At 62.0% G+C, this 14,807-nt stretch carries 13 protein-coding genes and 1 pseudogene; 2 read left to right on the forward strand and 12 right to left on the reverse strand.

What is annotated here, in order from left to right; all coding sequences use genetic code 11:
• Positions 1–330 (forward strand): integrase core domain-containing protein (locus tag BLR99_RS19365; RefSeq protein ID WP_139160183.1); only part of this gene is annotated, 330 nt, incomplete at its 5' end.
• Between the two features lie 466 nt (positions 331–796).
• On the opposite strand, the gene BLR99_RS19370 is transcribed toward BLR99_RS19365, so the two are convergent.
• The 8 genes from BLR99_RS19370 to BLR99_RS19405 form a co-directional block, all read right to left on the reverse strand.
• The gene (locus tag BLR99_RS19370; RefSeq protein WP_011796414.1) at positions 797–3,820 is read right to left on the reverse strand and encodes a type I restriction endonuclease subunit R; all 3,024 of its coding nucleotides are present in this window, start codon (positions 3,818–3,820) and stop codon (positions 797–799) included.
• Positions 3,817–4,446 (reverse strand): HNH endonuclease family protein, encoded by a 630-nt coding sequence (locus BLR99_RS19375; protein WP_011796415.1) that lies wholly within the window; start codon positions 4,444–4,446, stop codon positions 3,817–3,819. Before BLR99_RS19375 ends, BLR99_RS19370 begins: the two co-directional genes overlap by 4 nt.
• Positions 4,447–5,760 (reverse strand): AAA family ATPase, encoded by a 1,314-nt coding sequence (locus tag BLR99_RS19380; protein ID WP_011796416.1) that lies wholly within the window; start codon positions 5,758–5,760, stop codon positions 4,447–4,449. It lies immediately after the preceding gene.
• Positions 5,757–6,962 (reverse strand): restriction endonuclease subunit S, encoded by a 1,206-nt coding sequence (locus BLR99_RS19385; protein ID WP_017437978.1) that lies wholly within the window; start codon positions 6,960–6,962, stop codon positions 5,757–5,759. The genes BLR99_RS19380 and BLR99_RS19385 overlap by 4 nt, the downstream gene beginning before the upstream one ends.
• Before the next feature lie 80 nt (positions 6,963–7,042).
• Complete coding sequence (locus BLR99_RS19390; RefSeq protein ID WP_011796418.1) at positions 7,043–9,172, reverse strand: type I restriction-modification system subunit M; 2,130 nt, start codon at positions 9,170–9,172, stop codon at positions 7,043–7,045.
• Positions 9,173–9,198: 26 nt separating this feature from the next.
• Positions 9,199–10,191: a restriction endonuclease gene (locus BLR99_RS19395; protein ID WP_011796419.1), complete on the reverse strand. Its 993-nt coding sequence runs from the start codon at positions 10,189–10,191 to the stop codon at positions 9,199–9,201.
• Between the two features lie 26 nt (positions 10,192–10,217).
• Positions 10,218–10,541: an HVO_A0114 family putative DNA-binding protein gene (locus BLR99_RS23560; protein WP_011796420.1), complete on the reverse strand. Its 324-nt coding sequence runs from the start codon at positions 10,539–10,541 to the stop codon at positions 10,218–10,220.
• A 93-nt stretch (positions 10,542–10,634) separates the two neighbouring features.
• Complete coding sequence (locus BLR99_RS19405) at positions 10,635–10,847, reverse strand: DUF2274 domain-containing protein (RefSeq protein WP_074687444.1); 213 nt, start codon at positions 10,845–10,847, stop codon at positions 10,635–10,637.
• Positions 10,848–11,248: 401 nt separating this feature from the next.
• On the opposite strand from BLR99_RS19405, the gene BLR99_RS19410 reads away from it, so the two are divergent.
• A complete protein-coding gene (locus tag BLR99_RS19410) occupies positions 11,249–11,602 on the forward strand; it encodes a helix-turn-helix transcriptional regulator (RefSeq protein WP_011796421.1) in 354 nt (117 codons plus the stop codon).
• 28 nt (positions 11,603–11,630) lie between these two features.
• Here BLR99_RS19410 and BLR99_RS19415 read toward each other — a convergent pair whose 3' ends face one another.
• From BLR99_RS19415 to BLR99_RS19430, 4 genes and pseudogenes are all read right to left on the reverse strand, one after another.
• A complete protein-coding gene (locus BLR99_RS19415) occupies positions 11,631–11,873 on the reverse strand; it encodes a hypothetical protein (protein WP_011796422.1) in 243 nt (80 codons plus the stop codon).
• Positions 11,874–11,890: 17 nt separating this feature from the next.
• Positions 11,891–12,838 (reverse strand): nucleotidyl transferase AbiEii/AbiGii toxin family protein, encoded by a 948-nt coding sequence (locus BLR99_RS19420; RefSeq protein ID WP_074687443.1) that lies wholly within the window; start codon positions 12,836–12,838, stop codon positions 11,891–11,893.
• Positions 12,822–13,643, reverse strand: a complete 822-nt coding sequence (locus tag BLR99_RS19425; protein WP_011796424.1) for a type IV toxin-antitoxin system AbiEi family antitoxin domain-containing protein — start codon at positions 13,641–13,643, stop codon at positions 12,822–12,824. The genes BLR99_RS19420 and BLR99_RS19425 overlap by 17 nt, the downstream gene beginning before the upstream one ends.
• A gap of 155 nt (positions 13,644–13,798) precedes the next feature.
• Positions 13,799–14,766: pseudogene (locus BLR99_RS19430) on the reverse strand (tyrosine-type recombinase/integrase).
• Positions 14,767–14,807 lie beyond the last annotated feature (41 nt).

A 14,807-nucleotide genomic window follows, 5' to 3' on the forward strand; every position in this document is an offset into this window, starting at 1 on the left:
AACATCGGCGTACGCATCGAGCGCGTCATGACCGACAACGGCTCTGGCTACAAAAACGCCTTCCGCGCGGCCTGCGAGGAATTGGGCATCCGCCACATCCGCACGCGGCCCTATACGCCCAAGACCAACGGCAAGGCCGAGCGATTCGTACAGACCAGCCTGCGGGAGTGGGCCTATGCCAGACCCTACGAAAGCTCAGCCCAACGCACGGCTGCCCTGCAGCCCTTCATTGACGGCTACAACTGGTGCCGGCCACACTCCGCGCTCGGCCATCAGCCTCCCATCACACGCATTCCGGGTGTGAACAACCTCGTGAGACTCAACATCTAGGCCTGCCTGGTCGAACGCGATGGACGCGCCGGCATCACGCGACCATGCCGCCATCGACATGCACGTCGGCGCCGACGCCATCGAACATCGGCGTGTCGGTCGGTCCCGGGCTGAGCGTGTTCCGCAGCCCGGGCAGGCTGAGATGCACGGTACTCAGCGTGCCATTGCGGACAGCCGAGTGGGCGCAGTGTGGCTCAGGGTCTGCAGGCCTTCAGGCTACATGTAGCGCCCATCACTCCCACTCCATCATCAACAGGCCTCCTAAGCCCGCATGGTTAAAGGGATTGGCTGTGATCGACATAGGGCATTACCGTCGCTTTTTACCGTCAGAAGCGCACATTTTTTGCTGGCGCGGGAGATGGAGCGATTTGCGAGGCGTCGACTCTTTCGACTCTATTGTCAATCACCCCTCATCCTAATTTAGGAACCGGTAGCCCACCAAGCACATGCTCACTCAACGGCACATTTAGCTCTGCGGTGCCCTATCCGAAAGACGAGCGTAAACTTGGCTACCCAACCACTTGGACACCAGCTCCCGCATCTCTGGCTTGCCCATGTAATCAGTGAACAGCTCCTCATTCAACTCCATGCGCTCGATAAATAGTGACTCAAGGACCTGCCGAAATACGAGCTGGAACTTGTCCAGAGAGTTGACCTCTGCTGCCTTCTGTAGGGACTCGTTCTGGCTTGCAGCTTCGGTGATCTGATCGAAAAACAATTGATCTGCCTCATTTAACTCGCCGCCGAAGCGCTGATTGATGATGTCGATCAGGCGTGACAGCGAAACGGGCTCCTCACGCACCATGCCTGAGCCCACCTCTCGCGGGCCGTCAAGCGGTTTGGCATAGCCCTCATTGAGGCTAATCGAGCCTTCGCTGATTTTCTGCAAGCGGTAGTAATCGAGTTCGACTTCCTCGTCGAACTGATAGCCCGGCCCGCTCTTGCGCTTGGGCAACTTCAGCGCGAGATGGCGCAGGTAGGTGAAGAGTTTTTCCAGATCGCTGTCCTGATAGGGAATCACCTGGCTCAGGAAACCGTACAGATTGCGAAAGGCCTGCAACTTGCTGCGCCACAACTCCGCTTCGTCTTCTTCGGTGTTCTGCAACCGCACAAAGCGCGCGACCGCCAGATCAAGAGTCGCATTCATCAGCTTATGGTCACCAGGGCTCTGGCGGCGCTTAGGCGCAAAGAACACATGCGCAAACTCGACAATCTCCGTTTGCAGGTAAATGCCCGAGGCATCCAGTTCGGCCTTCACCTCGTAGAGCTTGTCTGGATCTACCTGCTCGCCCATCACCGAGCCGTCGTAGTATTGACGGAAGGCCTCCTGGATTTCGTCGGGATCGTTGACGAAATCGAGCACGAAGGTATCGTCCTTGAGTGGGTGGGTTCGGTTCAAGCGCGACAAGGTCTGAACGGCTTGAATGCCCGCCAACCGTTTGTCCACGTACATGGTGTGCAACAACGGCTGGTCGAAGCCGGTCTGGTATTTCTCGGCCACCAGCAGCACGCGGAATTCCGGTTTGGCGAAGGTGTCTGGCAGTTCCTTCTCCTTCAGGCCGCCATTCATCTCGACTTCCGTGTATGACTTCTCCGGAATCTTGTCGTCTTCCACCGTGCCCGAGAACGCCACCAGGCTCTTGATGGGGTAGCCCTTCTCCTGAATGTAGCGGTCGAACTCCTGCTTGTAGCGCACCGCTTCCAGTCGCGAGCCGGTCACCACCATCGCCTTGGCATGGCCGCCGATCTTGTGCCGCGTGAAGTGTTGGAAATGCTCGACCATCACCTCGGTCTTCTGGCCAATGTTGTGCGGATGCAGCCGCATGAAACGGGCCAACGCCTTGGCCGCCTTCTTGCGCTCGACGTTGGGGTCGTCCTCGGCCTTCTTGATCAGCTTGTAGTAGGTCTTGTAGGTGACGTAGCTCTTGAGCACATCCTCGATAAAGCCCTCCTCGATGGCCTGGCGCATGGTGTAGCGGTGGAAGGGCTCGCCGCCCCGGCCAAAGATCGCCAATGTCTTGTGTTTGGGCGTGGCGGTGAAAGCGAAAAAGCTCATGTTCGGTTGATGGCCCCTCTTGGCCATGGAACGGAACAGTCGCTCCAGTTCGACTTCGCCTTCCTCCTCGGCCATCTCTTGTGCCTTGCGGCGCAGCTCGGCACCGCCCAGCACACCTTTCAACTCCGAGGCCGTCTCGCCCGATTGCGAACTGTGCGCCTCGTCGATGATTACAGCGTACTTGCGCGTGGGCAGATGGCTCTTGCTGCCTTCGCCACGCTCCTCACTAAGCTTGGCTAGTTGCCCGGACACGAACGGAAATTTTTGCAGCGTGGTGATGATGATTGGCACGCCGGCTTCCAGCGCTTCGGCGAGCTGGCGCGAGTCCTCATCGATCTTCTGCACAACGCCCTGGCGGTGGTCAAACTGGTAGATGGTGTTCTGCAACTGGCGGTCGAGCACCACCCGGTCGGTGATGACCACCACGCTGTCAAACAGTCGCTCGTCGCGCTCGTTGTGCAGGCTGGACAGACGGTGCGCCAGCCAGGCAATCGTGTTGCTCTTGCCGCTGCCGGCCGAATGCTCGACCAAGTAGTTATGCCCCGCGCCCTCGCTGGCGGCGGCCGCCACCATCCGGCGCACAGCCTGCAACTGGTGATAACGCGGAAAGATCAGGCTTTCCTTGCGCACCTTCTTACCGACGTTAGTGGTCTTTTCTTCCACATCGAGATGCAGGAAACGGGCGAGCAGGTCGAGCAGGCTGTCGCGCTGTAGCACCTCTTCCCACAGGTAGGCTGTCTTGTAGTTGCGCCCTTCACGATCGGGCGGGTTACCGGCGCCACCGTCCATGCCCCGGTTGAACGGCAGGAAGTAAGTGGACGAACCGGCCAGGCGAGTGGCCATGTGTGCTTCTTCAGTATCTACAGCGAAGTGCACCAGCGCGCGCTTGGTGAACTCGAAGATTGGTTCACGCGGATCGCGGTCGTGGCGATACTGGTGGATGGCATTCGCTGCCGTCTGGCCGCTCAAGGGGTTCTTGAGTTCCAGCGTCACCACCGGAATGCCGTTGACCGACAACACTACATCCAGAGACTTCTCAGACTTCGGGCTGAAATGCAATTGGCGGGTCAGACCCAGCCGGTTGGCCTGGTAGCGCGCCTCCAGTTCCGGGTTCAGGCCGTGGGCGGGGCGAAAGAAGGCTATCCGCAGCGTGCGCCCGAAGCATTTGAAACCGTGGCGCAGCGTGGCCAGGGCGCCATGGGTATCCAGCCACTTGCATAGCGACTCCAGCACGCGCGCACCGGTCTGCTCGCCGTGCAGGGCTTCTAGCTTCTCCCACACCTTGCCCTGGGTGGCACGGATGAAGGCCAGTGCCTCATCGAGGAAAATCGCGCGCTCGCGGTCGAAGCCTTTGACGTCGACCCGCGTATATCCTTCACTCAGCAAGACCGCCTCGATGGCGGTTTCGAATGCGACTTCACTGGTGCGCTTCATACGGCGGTCCTCGCTTGTTTCTTTCGTAGCCAATAGACGACCACCTGTGCGAACTCGGGCAGGTCGCCGGATTCGCTGCCATCCCACTTGGGTAGCTCACGCGCCGGATCAACGCGACGGCCGTCTTGCAGGCGCTGCTGAAACGCAGCGAGCACCGCCTTGCGATTGCTCACCAGGCGCGGCAGGTTCGGGTTGAGCACCGCGGTGAGGGCTTCTTCGATGGCGGCATCGTCTGCCTTGATGGTGCCATCGCCTAAAAAGCGAATCTTGTACTCGATGGGGTGCGCCGGGTCGCATACGCTGAAGCAAAGGCCGTCATTGCCCTTGCGCGTATCGCAATGCTGCTCGCGCTCGGGACGGCCGTGCCCGCCCAGACAGGCGCCGTGCAGATTGCCAAAATCGAGCTGCCGCCCGGGGTGGCTGGCCTGACATTGCCAGTGCTCGATCTTCATGCCCTCGGGCGTGGCCCGGATGCGCGACTGGCAGTAGCAGCACAGGCCGCGCTGCTCGGCCACCAGCGCCTGCTGCAAAGTCGCCTTGTCGGCGTAATTGTCGTAGTCGGCATGCGGCTGCTGGCGATGCTGTGTCAAGGTCGCGGGCTCCGGCCCCTTCTGGATGGTCCGCATCTACTCGGCGCCCTCCAGAAAGCGGATCAGCGAACTGGCCCGGGTCAGCTCGGGCTCGTCCTCGCCCAGCTTGCGTTCGAGGGCCGCAATGGCGGCACGCGCCGCGTCGAAACGCTCCTGGTCGATCAGTTCGAAAAGCGCCTTCAGCTCACCGTCCACCTGCCGGTTTCGCACCGGGGCGCCCATGAACTCCTGCAGGATGCGGTTGGCGTCCATGCCATAGGCCTCGGCGGGCACGGTTACACCCACTTTGCCGTTCACGAATTCGAGGAAGCGCACACAGCGCGCCGGCACCTCGCCCAGCACCAGGGGCGAATGGGTCGTCACCACGAGCTGGCAGGCCTTGAAGATGTCTCGCAGGCGCTGCAGGACATCGCGCTGCCACTTGGGATGCAGGTGCAGCTCGATCTCGTCGATCAACACCAGCCCCACGCCCTCGGCGATGGGGTTGTCACTCTCTGGGTTGGCGATGGCCAAGCGTCGGGTGAGATCGAACACCAGGGCCAGCAGGCCGCGTTCGCCATCGGAAAGCTGGTGCAGATAGAAGGGCTGGCCGCGTTTGTCCACCACGAAGCCAAGTCGCGGTTGTTCCTGGATGCGCAGGTTGCCGAACTCGGGCAGGAGTTCAACCACCACGGCGCGCAATGCGTCCAGCACCTTGAACCGGCGCGGTTCATTGGCCGCGCCCAGCTTCTCCTGGGTGCGAAACCAGTGCATGAACTCGCGCAGCTCTACTTCGCGGTCGTGCAGGGCGCGGCCATAGGCGATGGACGGGTAGAAGGGCGTGGCCTCCGGCAGGCTGCGCGGCTGGCCGGGCAACTGGCGCTTGGGCGAGAAATACACCGCCAATGGCGGATGGGAAGCATTCTTCAGGATCGCTAGCGCGGCGCGGGTTTCCTTGATGCCAACCTCCAGCTCACCGGTCAGCGTGCGGGTGCTCAGCGCGTGGGCGAAATCGGTGTCGTCGGTGGCAGCTTTGGCCTGCCGCAGCAGCATGAAGCGGTCGCCCTTATCGTCCGTCGCGCGCAAGCGCTGCACGCCGGCATTGATGATCTGCCCGTCGATCTGGATGCGTGCGGACACCTCCAGCGAGCCCTTGTCACCGTGGATGTCGTCATCGGTGAAGTACAGCGGCGCCGAACGCGAGGGCGTGAACTCCGGCATTGCCCGTGACAGCAGCACCGTCAGCGCATGCAGCACGGTGGACTTTCCTACGCCGTTGACACCCGCGATCAGCGTCACATCCGGCTCGAAAGCGATGTCGAGCTGCTCGAAGCCGCCGCAGTGCGCGAGGGATAGGGATTCCAGCTTCATCCGGCTAGCTCCTCCAGCGGAATCTGGCCGGTAACTCCGGCCGTGATCAGCGCCGCGCGGCGTTCGATAAGCAGGCGCAGCGAGTCTCGCAGTTCGCCGCGGAGCGTCTCAAGCCGCGAATGCCTGACTGCCAGGAAATTTTGGATTGCGAGCTGCTCGCTTACCGGTGGCAAGGGAACGGGAAGCTCCTTGATGTTCGATCCAGATATGGATGCAAGATTGGTCGACCGCTTAGCGCGGCTCTCGAAATAGCGCTTTGCCTGGATCGTCGATGTCCAAAGCGCGAGCCAATCGGAATCAACAGAATGTGGCCGGACAGCAAAGACGTGGTTCTGATGGAGGCAAGGCGAAATCTCGTCTCGCCAAACACAGCCCCTGCCGAGCTTGTCGATGTCACCCCCCTCGTTCATCAACACATCGCCATATACCAGAAGGTTCGATGCGGCCTCTGAGGCGGGCACCTCAACTGTCAGTACGTCGTCCAGCTTAAGGTACCCATCCTGTACGTTTGCGACACGTAGGTAGGGGTACTCCAACAATTCGCCGGAGTACTGCTTGCCCAGTGTCAATCCACCTCGAACCTCGGCAAGCTGCTTTAGGCGTTGCAAACCCCAATGCACCGGAATCTCGCCCAACCATTCCTGGCCGGAGGGTTTGAGCGGGGCGTTGGGGTCAAGGCCGCGGGTGACGACACGGCTGATGAGAGCGGCGCGCTTTTCTTCCAGTAGCGCCAGCATACGCTCCTTCTCGGCGATCAGTCCGTCGATGCCGGCGGTTTCGCGGTCGAGGTAGTTGGCGATGAGGCGCTGTTCTTCGAGTGGTGGAACTTTGACTTCCAGCGATCCGATGAAATCCCAGTTGGCACGCGGCATTTTGGCGCCGAAGGTTGACGCATCAACGGCACCAACGAAATCTGGCGTCAAGATGGAGTAGAGCAGGAAGCGTGGTTCGAGAAGCTCCGAAGGCCGCATGACGAGCAACTCGGTCGAGCCGACACCATCACGCGGTGCGTGACACGCCTTGGCCAAATAAGGGCGAAGTTTGCAAAACAGCACATCGCCTTCCCTGAATATATTGGCAAGCCCCGCGCTTTGGTCGGCGGGCTCGTCATCCCGCTTCGATTCGACCTCGATGATCCTGCCCGTCCACGATTCGATGTTTTCAAGGCCAAGGTAGCCGGGATGGTCGGAACCGGCGGACATGCGTTCGTTTCGTAAAGGTGCAACGAATTTCAAGCGTGCCAATCGCCACACTTCAGGATCGACTCGCACAGTCGATGTGTTCACTCCGTCACCTCCCGCAGCAAATCGAGAATCCGCTTCTCAACTTCCGCAAGCTCCGCATCGATCTCATGCAGCGGGCGTGGCGGCTGGTACTGGAAGAACACGCGGTTGAAGTTAATCTCGTAGCCCACCTTGCCGATGCCGCCGTCCTGCTCGTCCAGCGTGGCGCGGTCGATCCAGGCATCCGGCACGTAGGTCCGCACCTCGCGCAGCACGTAGCTGACGATGTCCTCTTTCAGCGGGATGTTCTCGGCATCCTTGAGCGCCGGGTCAGGCACGTACTCGATGTGTTTTCCCTTGCCGTCGGCGTGCAGGCCCAGCAACTCGTACAGATCATCCTTGCAGAGGTCGGCGGGGAGCGTCTGCCCGGGGAACAGAGCGGCACAGTCGAGCGGCTCGATCTTGTGGTGCTTGTCGACGACGGGCGCGGCCTCGGGATCGACCACGGTGAAGCAGTCGCGGAAGATCTTCTTTTGCGCGGTGCCCTTGGCGCCCTTGGCCCAGCCATCGATGTTGTCGGGCAGGGCCTTAAATACCTGCTGCACGGCGCCCCAGGCCTGGTTCCAGTCCAGCAGCGGCTCGGTGCCGAGGTCTTCCTGCACAGCCTGCAGCGCGTCGAACAGCTCGGGGCAGACATTGAGGAAGCGCTCGCGCGTCTCATCGGTGATCTGGAAGCGCAGGCGCAGCGGGCGCAGCACTGTGATGCGGCGGTACCCGAAGTCGGCGTTGTCGAAGACGCGGCTGGTCTTGCTGTCTTCCAGCGCGCCGTGTTCGCGGGTGACGTCATCAAGCGCAGCCTGGTCGAGGTAGCGGCGCTTGTCGCCCAGGCTGCGCTTCATTGGTGTGTAGCGTTCGCGGGCGTCGATGAGCTGGATCTTGCTCTTGCGGTGCGAGGCCTTGCGATTGGTGACCACCCAGATGAAGGTGCCGATACCCGTGTTGTAGAACATCTGCTCGGGCAAGGCGACGATGGCCTCCAACTGGTCACGCTCGATGATCCAGCGGCGGATGTCGCTCTCGCCGCTGCCCGCACCGCCGGTGAACAGCGGCGAGCCATTGAAGACGACGGCCGTTCGCGAGCCAGGCTTGTCGCGGCTTCCAGGCTTGTACTCCTGGAACTTGCTCATCATGTAGAGCAGGAACAACAGGGCGCCGTCGTTGATGCGTGGCAGCTTGCCGCTGTAGCCACGGAAGTTAGGCCAGCGGTCGATGACCTTCTTCTCAGCCTTCCAGTCCACGCCGAAGGGCGGGTTGGCCAGCAGGTAGTCGAAGCGCTGCTCCGGAAAGGGGTCGTCGGTGAGGGTGTTGCCCAGCACCACTTGGCCGTCCTTGTGGCCTTTGATCAAGAGATCGGAGGCGGCCACGGCATAGGAGCGTGGGTTGTAGTCCTGCCCGAAGACCTTGACCGTGGCCTGCTCGTTGTGGGCGCGAATCCAGTTCTGCGCCTCGGCCAGCATGCCGCCGGTACCGCAGGCCGGGTCGCAGATGGTGACGATGACGCCGGCCTGGGTGAGCACGCTAGTGTCGGGCTCCAGCAGCAGGTTGACCATGAGCTGGATCACTTCGCGCGGAGTGAAGTGATCGCCCGCCGTTTCGTTGGCGGCTTCGTTGAAGCGCCGGATCAGGTCTTCGAACACCAGCCCCATGGTGATGTTGTCCACCCGCTTGGGGTGCAGGTCGATCTCGGCGAACTGGGACACCACCTGGTAGAGACGGTTGGACTCTTCGAGCTTCTCGATCTCCTTGTCGAACTCGAAGCGTTCGAAGATCTTGCGGACGTTCTCTGAGAAGCCGGCGATGTAGTCGGCCAAGTGGCGACCGATGTTATCGGGGTCGCCCTTGAGCTTTTGGAAGTCAAGCTGGCTGTGGTTATGAAAACCCAGCGGGGTGCCGCCCTCATCCTTGGCCAGGTTGTTGAGGATGGCGTCGATGTTCGGGATGTTCTTCGCCCTGAGCGGCTCGTAGCGCTTGAGCACGGCCTCCTTGCTCGGTGCCAGTACGGCATCGAAGCGACGCAGCACCGTGAGCGGCAGCATGACGCGCTCGTACTGCGGCGGACGATAGGGGCCACGCAGCAGGTCGGCTACCGACCAGATGAAATTGGCGAGTTGCTGAAAGTTAACGCTCATTGTTATTGAACCATCTTCTTTTTTGGTTAGGCCGGCCAGTACAGCCGCTTCAACGGCACGATCCGTTTGGTTTCAGCGTCGGTCCCGTCGTAGTGCTCAATCAGCGCCCGCACTACGTGGTCCAGCGTCCACATCGCCAACGGAATGGAGGCGCGGTCAGCTTCGTACAGAGCGTCCTTACTGAAACCGCCCGTGCTGACATACAGCCCGCGATCATCCTTGTGGCGGCCGCCGAGGAAGCTACGAATCTCCTGGCTACCCATCTGTCCCTTGCGATGCTTGACCTCTACGACGATGCGCGGGTGCTCGAAGCCGAAGCCATCCGGGGAGGCCACGATGTCCTTCCCACGGTCGGAGCCGGGCGGCGAGACCTGGGTCTTGTAGCCCATGGCGCGCAGGATGCCGGCGACCAATTGCTGCATGTCGTCCCAGTCCAGTTCGTTGACCCGGTCCTTGATGCGTTCCAGCGCCTGAGACTCGATGTCGGCCAGCGGATCGGCGATGACTTCCTCGGCCTCCTCTTCCACTGTTGGTGCCGGTTTACCCTTCAGTGCGGCCAGCACTTCGGCTGCCGCGCTGGGCGGTACCTCAAAGAGGGTCAGGGTCGAACCCAGGCTGTTTTTGCTGCTCGTGCCCAAGTTATCGCGCGGCAGTTCCTGCGCTTGCCACTGCACCTTGCGCACCAGGGGCATGCCTTGCTCGGCCCACTCAGGGTGGTACTCGGCTGGTCCAGTGACATTGCCGATTGAGTACAGGCGATTGGCGGGCGAATAGGTGATGACCCAGTCACCCTCCTCAATGTCGTTGACGAAGCGCCAGACCTGGGATGCGCCCGAAACCACCGTGCCTTGTTTTGCCAGGGGCTCGGCGGACTGGTACAGGGCGATCAACTGCTTGCGCCCGACACCGGGCTTGGCATGTGCCGCCAACTGGTTCCAGCCCACGGCAGCTACGCCGCGTTCCCGAAAAGCGTCGTACAGGCTGCCGCCTTCACCGCGCACCATCCACATTCTGGTCATCGTGTTCCCTCTAATATTCACCCCCATCAATCCAACACGACCATGAATTCAGTCGCCAGTGCAGTCGGTTGGACATCTCTGACATTGCGCTGCAACGAGACCAGACCGTAATCCGCCATCAGACGCAAGGTACGGGACAAATTTGGAACCTTTCGACCGCTGAGCTCCGCCAATTCTGTTAGTGACTTCGGCTGCTTCTCGTGAATTAGGCGCAGCAAGCGTCGGTTGTCATCTGAGAGCACGGCAGCAAGAGACGCCAACGAACTGAACCAAATCTGCGGCGTTTCGTCCCTTGGTCGATGAGGATGCGCGCCATCTGGTCGTTGAATGCCGACGATGCACCGTTTCATGATGAGTCCCGAGATATGCGTCCAGTTCATTGTATCAGTATGTGATAATCATCGTCGACTTCAAGAATCCCCCTGCCCTGCCCTCGCCAGGCTTCACTTGCCCGGCAGTCTTTTGAATCCCCGATCCCCCGCGATGAACGCCTCCAGCATGTGCGGAATCAACGCCATTGCATCGACAGCCTCGCCATACGCCTGCGCGTGCAGCGAGGCGTAGCGGTCGAGGTCGGCTTTCAGGCTGGCCGGGCAGGCAAAGGTCAGCTTGACGTTTTCGGTGTTGGGCAGCGGCCCGAGCCGTAGCGCAAGCAGTCAAGGGTCAACGACGGCCGCCAGGACGCAAGCGCCATCGGCGCGCTGCCCTTGACGGCGAGCCGTGGCACCATGAAGGGAACAGCAAGGCCGCCTCCCCTCGCCCCTCCAAATACGTCGGCTTTTGGGCAAGTGCGCAGCACGCGCAGGCCCGCGAGGGCCGGAGAGGTCAGGGTTCAAAGTCGGATGGCCGCGATTCGGCACGAAGCACGGGACGCAGCCTGCGGGCCCGGCGGCGGAACGCCGCGACGAGAGAAGGCCGCGGAGATTCACTGCACAGCGAATAAGGCCAGCAGAGCGAATGTGCGTACCAGAACACGACCGGCTTCGCCCCAACAGGTTGTACCGATCACCCGCGATAGCCACCATGGGCACCAACGCATCCGATCAAGGTCACTGCCATGCCGCCCTCTTCGCTTCCCGCCTCGGACAGACTTTCATCCTTGCCCCATCCGTGCGTGCCCGGCTACGACAACGTCCCCCAGTTCCCGGTGAAGGCGCCCTTGCCTTTCCGCCGTACCATTCGCCGTCACGAGCTGCACCAAATCGTGCCCCTGGCCGAGACGACGATCTACGAAATGGAACAGCGCGGCGAATTCCCACGCCGCTTCCGCCTCACCGCCCGTTGCGTCGTCTGGGACCTGGAAGAAGTCGAAGCCTGGATCGAAGACCGCAAGCAAGCCTCTCGATCAGCGAAGACCAACTCGTCCAGCGGACCGGACGTGAGGCTGCGCCGGCACCGCCCTGTTCGATGATGAAGTCACCATCAAATGCCTACAGCGGCTACGCGGTATCCACTCGGATCAGCACAGCCCCGGGCAGCGCTTGTGCCAGCTGCGCCGTTGCAAGCGTGACCGCAGCATCGCGGTCGCTCGCCTCCCTGCTGAAAGCCAGACCGACATGACCTGGCCGTCCCCAGCCGCCCGTGGCATCGGCGCAGTCGCTGCCCGCCACTTGGCGAAGGACATCCTCCTGCGACCCCATGCCCGAGCCCAGTGCATAGACCAGTGTGAAATCGTGAACCATCGCGTCAGCTTCCTTCGTTATCTGGCACCGGCGATCCGCGCCAGCGTCTCGTCAAGCTGCTGGCGATCTGCCGCGCTCTTGGCCTCCGTGCGCTGAGCCAAGTTGTGAAGCTTGCGTCGCACACCTGGCAACTCGGCCGCATGAGCCAGTCCGATCAAACTGAAATCCGGCTTCTCATCCTCGACGGATTGCAGGAAGGCTCGCGACGGTCCATCCAGCCACTGCGCTACGCGCGCCAACAGGCGTTCGCGGCTCTCCAGCAGGGCCGCCACGCTGACAGGCTCGGACGTCATGCCCTTGAAATGGGCCTCGAAGGTGGCCTCGAAATCCCCCGTGACGCGCGGCGCCAGCATCTCCCAGGCTGGCTTGGGGCTGCACGTCAGGTACACGAGGAAGGTGCGCCAGAGCACTTCGTCCGCTCGTTCGTCTTGCAGCAGCAGGCCCACATCGAAAAGATCGCGCGGATGCTGGCGCGACAGCGCAGCCGCCAGCTTGCCCGCATAGAGGTCGGCGAACGCCAGCACCTGCACCTCGGCAAAGCCGAAGGCCTCTTCGACCCGTGGCCGCACGACCATGGTTCGCACCGGATGCACCGTGCCACGCATGACCGGCGTCGTTTCGATCTGCACGCGCGCGCGGCCGCGACTGGCCACCAAGCGATTCACCGCCCCACCCTCGCCCGCCGAGGTCTGCACCTGCAATTGCAGAGGCCGGGCGCGCAACGCGTCGGCCAGACGTCCGAGTGCTTCGGCGATCAGCTTCGCATCCTCGGCGTAGTCGTGCACCGGCAACCAGGCCAGATCAATGTCTACCGACAGGCGCGGCAGATCGTGCTCGAACAGGTTGATGGCCGTACCTCCCTTGAGCGCGAAGCGCGGCTCCTGCGCCAGCACCGGCAGGATCTCGACCAGCAGCCGCACCCTGTCCGTGTAGCGCCCGTCCCAATGGTCAAGCCAAGTGCTCATCGAGGTCTCCCGGCAAGGTGATCTGATAGGTCGGATGCAGGCGCCCGCCGGGCACCAGCGCGCGTTTGCCACGGCCGAGATCAACGCCCTCCAGGGGCACGTGCGACAGCCACGCATGCCGATGGCGCTCGGCCAGGGCCAGGAACAGCCGCTTCGCCTTGATGCTGCGACAGTGGCGCAACAGCAGGCCGACCCGCTGCGGCCGCAGCGTGGTCATGGCCTGCATCAGCGCATCGGCCTCGTAGACCCCTGCCGCATCCGACACGCTGTCGCACAGTTCCAGCATGGCCCGCTCGGGCGTCGAGCAGACCAGCGCATTGGTCCCAGGTGCTGCTGAATGCCAAGCTAGGCCCGCTTCCGACAACGCCTTCTCGGAGACTTCCGCAGTGACAGGCACGGCCGGGAGATCGAGCGGACCCTTGCCCTGGTACTCGAAGCGTTGCTCCAGCGAAAGCTTGTCCACCCAGCCCGGCAGTTGCTGTGGCCCATACAGCGTGATCGTCCCGGCATCGCCCAGGCGCAGGTAGTGCTCGTGGCCCTGCAGGCCGAGCGCGAAGCGTCCCCCGACGTGCAGCGGCATGCCCTCGCCGACCTGCAGGCTGCGGACCACACCATCCCATTGCAGCCGCCCGCCTCTGCGCATGTAGACACCACGCGCCGGCGACACCAGCCAGCCGCTGCCCACATAGCGCGCCACAAGGCTATTGGAGTAGCCGTGCGCCCGGAGCCAGCGGCTGGACACTAGGTGAGTATCGCCCAGCTCGGCCAGCAAACGGTTCAGCTTTCCTGAATTTTGAGCATCCATAGTGCTCAAAATAACAGATTTATAAACCTTCACCAAGATAGGCCAGTTTGACAAGGGCCACAAAGAATCACTCAGAGTGATCTTTTCGCCATGCCAGCAAACCTTGCACTCGTCGCCGACAGGAGTCTCGATACGGTCATCATGCGGCCCTCCCTTCACAAAGCCGCGCTGAGAACCGGGACCGATGTGTTCTCCGGCAGCAGCTTCGGCACATGGGTGCGCCCGTCGATCCAGGCATCGACCATGTCCGCCCACTCCTGCAGCATGTGCCGCCGCTGCTCAGCGTACTCGGCCTTGTTGTAGATCGAGCGCGAGGAGCGCCCTTCCTCGTGTGCCAGGCACTTCTCGATCCAGTCGCCGTTGAAGCCCACTTCGTTGAGCAGCGTCGAGCCCGTGCGGCGAAGGTCATGCACCGTGAAAGGCCCCAACGGCAGGCCTGCAGCCTGGGCTCGCGACACGATGAGCTGGGTCACGCGGTTCAAGGTCGCATGCGACATGCAACGGGTCGGCTCGTAGCGCGAGGGCAACACGAACTTCGAGCCCGCCGCGCAGGTGTGCAACGCCACCAGGATGTCCATGGCCTGCCGTGACAGATAGACCACATGTGGATTGCGCCCCTTCATCCGCTGCTTCGGAATCGTCCAGGTCGCGTTCTCGAAGTCGATCTCGCTCCAGGTGGCCTCGATCAGTTCGCTCTTGCGCACCAAGGTCAGCAGGACCATGCGCAGTGCCAAGCGGATCGTCGGGTATGTCGCAATGGACTCCAACTGTTGGAACGCCAAGCGGATCTCGGTCGGCGACAGCGCCCGGTCTTTCGGCACGAAGGTGGCGATCAAGGCGGCCGCCACGTCGTTGGCCGGGTTGTCCACCCTCTCCCCATGCAGGATGGCAAAGGCATAGACCTGCTTCACGATGTCGCGGACATGCCATAGCGACCAATGGTCAGGGTCTCACGGCGCCCGTTGAGACGGTAATCGTAGCGGAAGGTGACGGTACCGGCGGGCGATACCGTCACGTACATCCCATCCCGATCAGAAGCCTTATAAGTCAAGGACTTAGGCTTCAGGTTGCGCAGTGCTGTGTCGAGGTTTTCCTCCTGTTTCGTGACGGCTTTTACCGTCAGGGGTCAGGAGACCCGTCGATGCCCGGAAAGCCGCATGAACC

It is taken from the genome of Paracidovorax citrulli (assembly GCF_900100305.1).
Classification (GTDB): Bacteria; Pseudomonadota; Gammaproteobacteria; order Burkholderiales; family Burkholderiaceae_C; genus Paracidovorax; species Paracidovorax citrulli.

Bases quoted from the DNA above. Each gene is read 5' to 3' on its own strand.
- BLR99_RS19370 (WP_011796414.1), bottom strand. From the start codon at position 3,820: ATGAAGCGCACCAGTGAAGTCGCATTCGAAACCGCCATCGAGGCGGTC.
- BLR99_RS19395 (WP_011796419.1), bottom strand. From the start codon at position 10,191: ATGACCAGAATGTGGATGGTGCGCGGTGAAGGCGGCAGCCTGTACGAC.
- BLR99_RS19410 (WP_011796421.1), top strand. From the start codon at position 11,249: ATGCCGCCCTCTTCGCTTCCCGCCTCGGACAGACTTTCATCCTTGCCC.
- BLR99_RS19385 (WP_017437978.1), bottom strand. From the start codon at position 6,962: ATGTCCGCCGGTTCCGACCATCCCGGCTACCTTGGCCTTGAAAACATC.
- BLR99_RS23560 (WP_011796420.1), bottom strand. From the start codon at position 10,541: ATGAAACGGTGCATCGTCGGCATTCAACGACCAGATGGCGCGCATCCT.
- BLR99_RS19425 (WP_011796424.1), bottom strand. From the start codon at position 13,643: ATGGATGCTCAAAATTCAGGAAAGCTGAACCGTTTGCTGGCCGAGCTG.
- BLR99_RS19420 (WP_074687443.1), bottom strand. From the start codon at position 12,838: ATGAGCACTTGGCTTGACCATTGGGACGGGCGCTACACGGACAGGGTG.
- BLR99_RS19390 (WP_011796418.1), bottom strand. From the start codon at position 9,172: ATGAGCGTTAACTTTCAGCAACTCGCCAATTTCATCTGGTCGGTAGCC.
- BLR99_RS19380 (WP_011796416.1), bottom strand. From the start codon at position 5,760: ATGAAGCTGGAATCCCTATCCCTCGCGCACTGCGGCGGCTTCGAGCAG.
- BLR99_RS19415 (WP_011796422.1), bottom strand. From the start codon at position 11,873: ATGGTTCACGATTTCACACTGGTCTATGCACTGGGCTCGGGCATGGGG.
- BLR99_RS19375 (WP_011796415.1), bottom strand. From the start codon at position 4,446: ATGCGGACCATCCAGAAGGGGCCGGAGCCCGCGACCTTGACACAGCAT.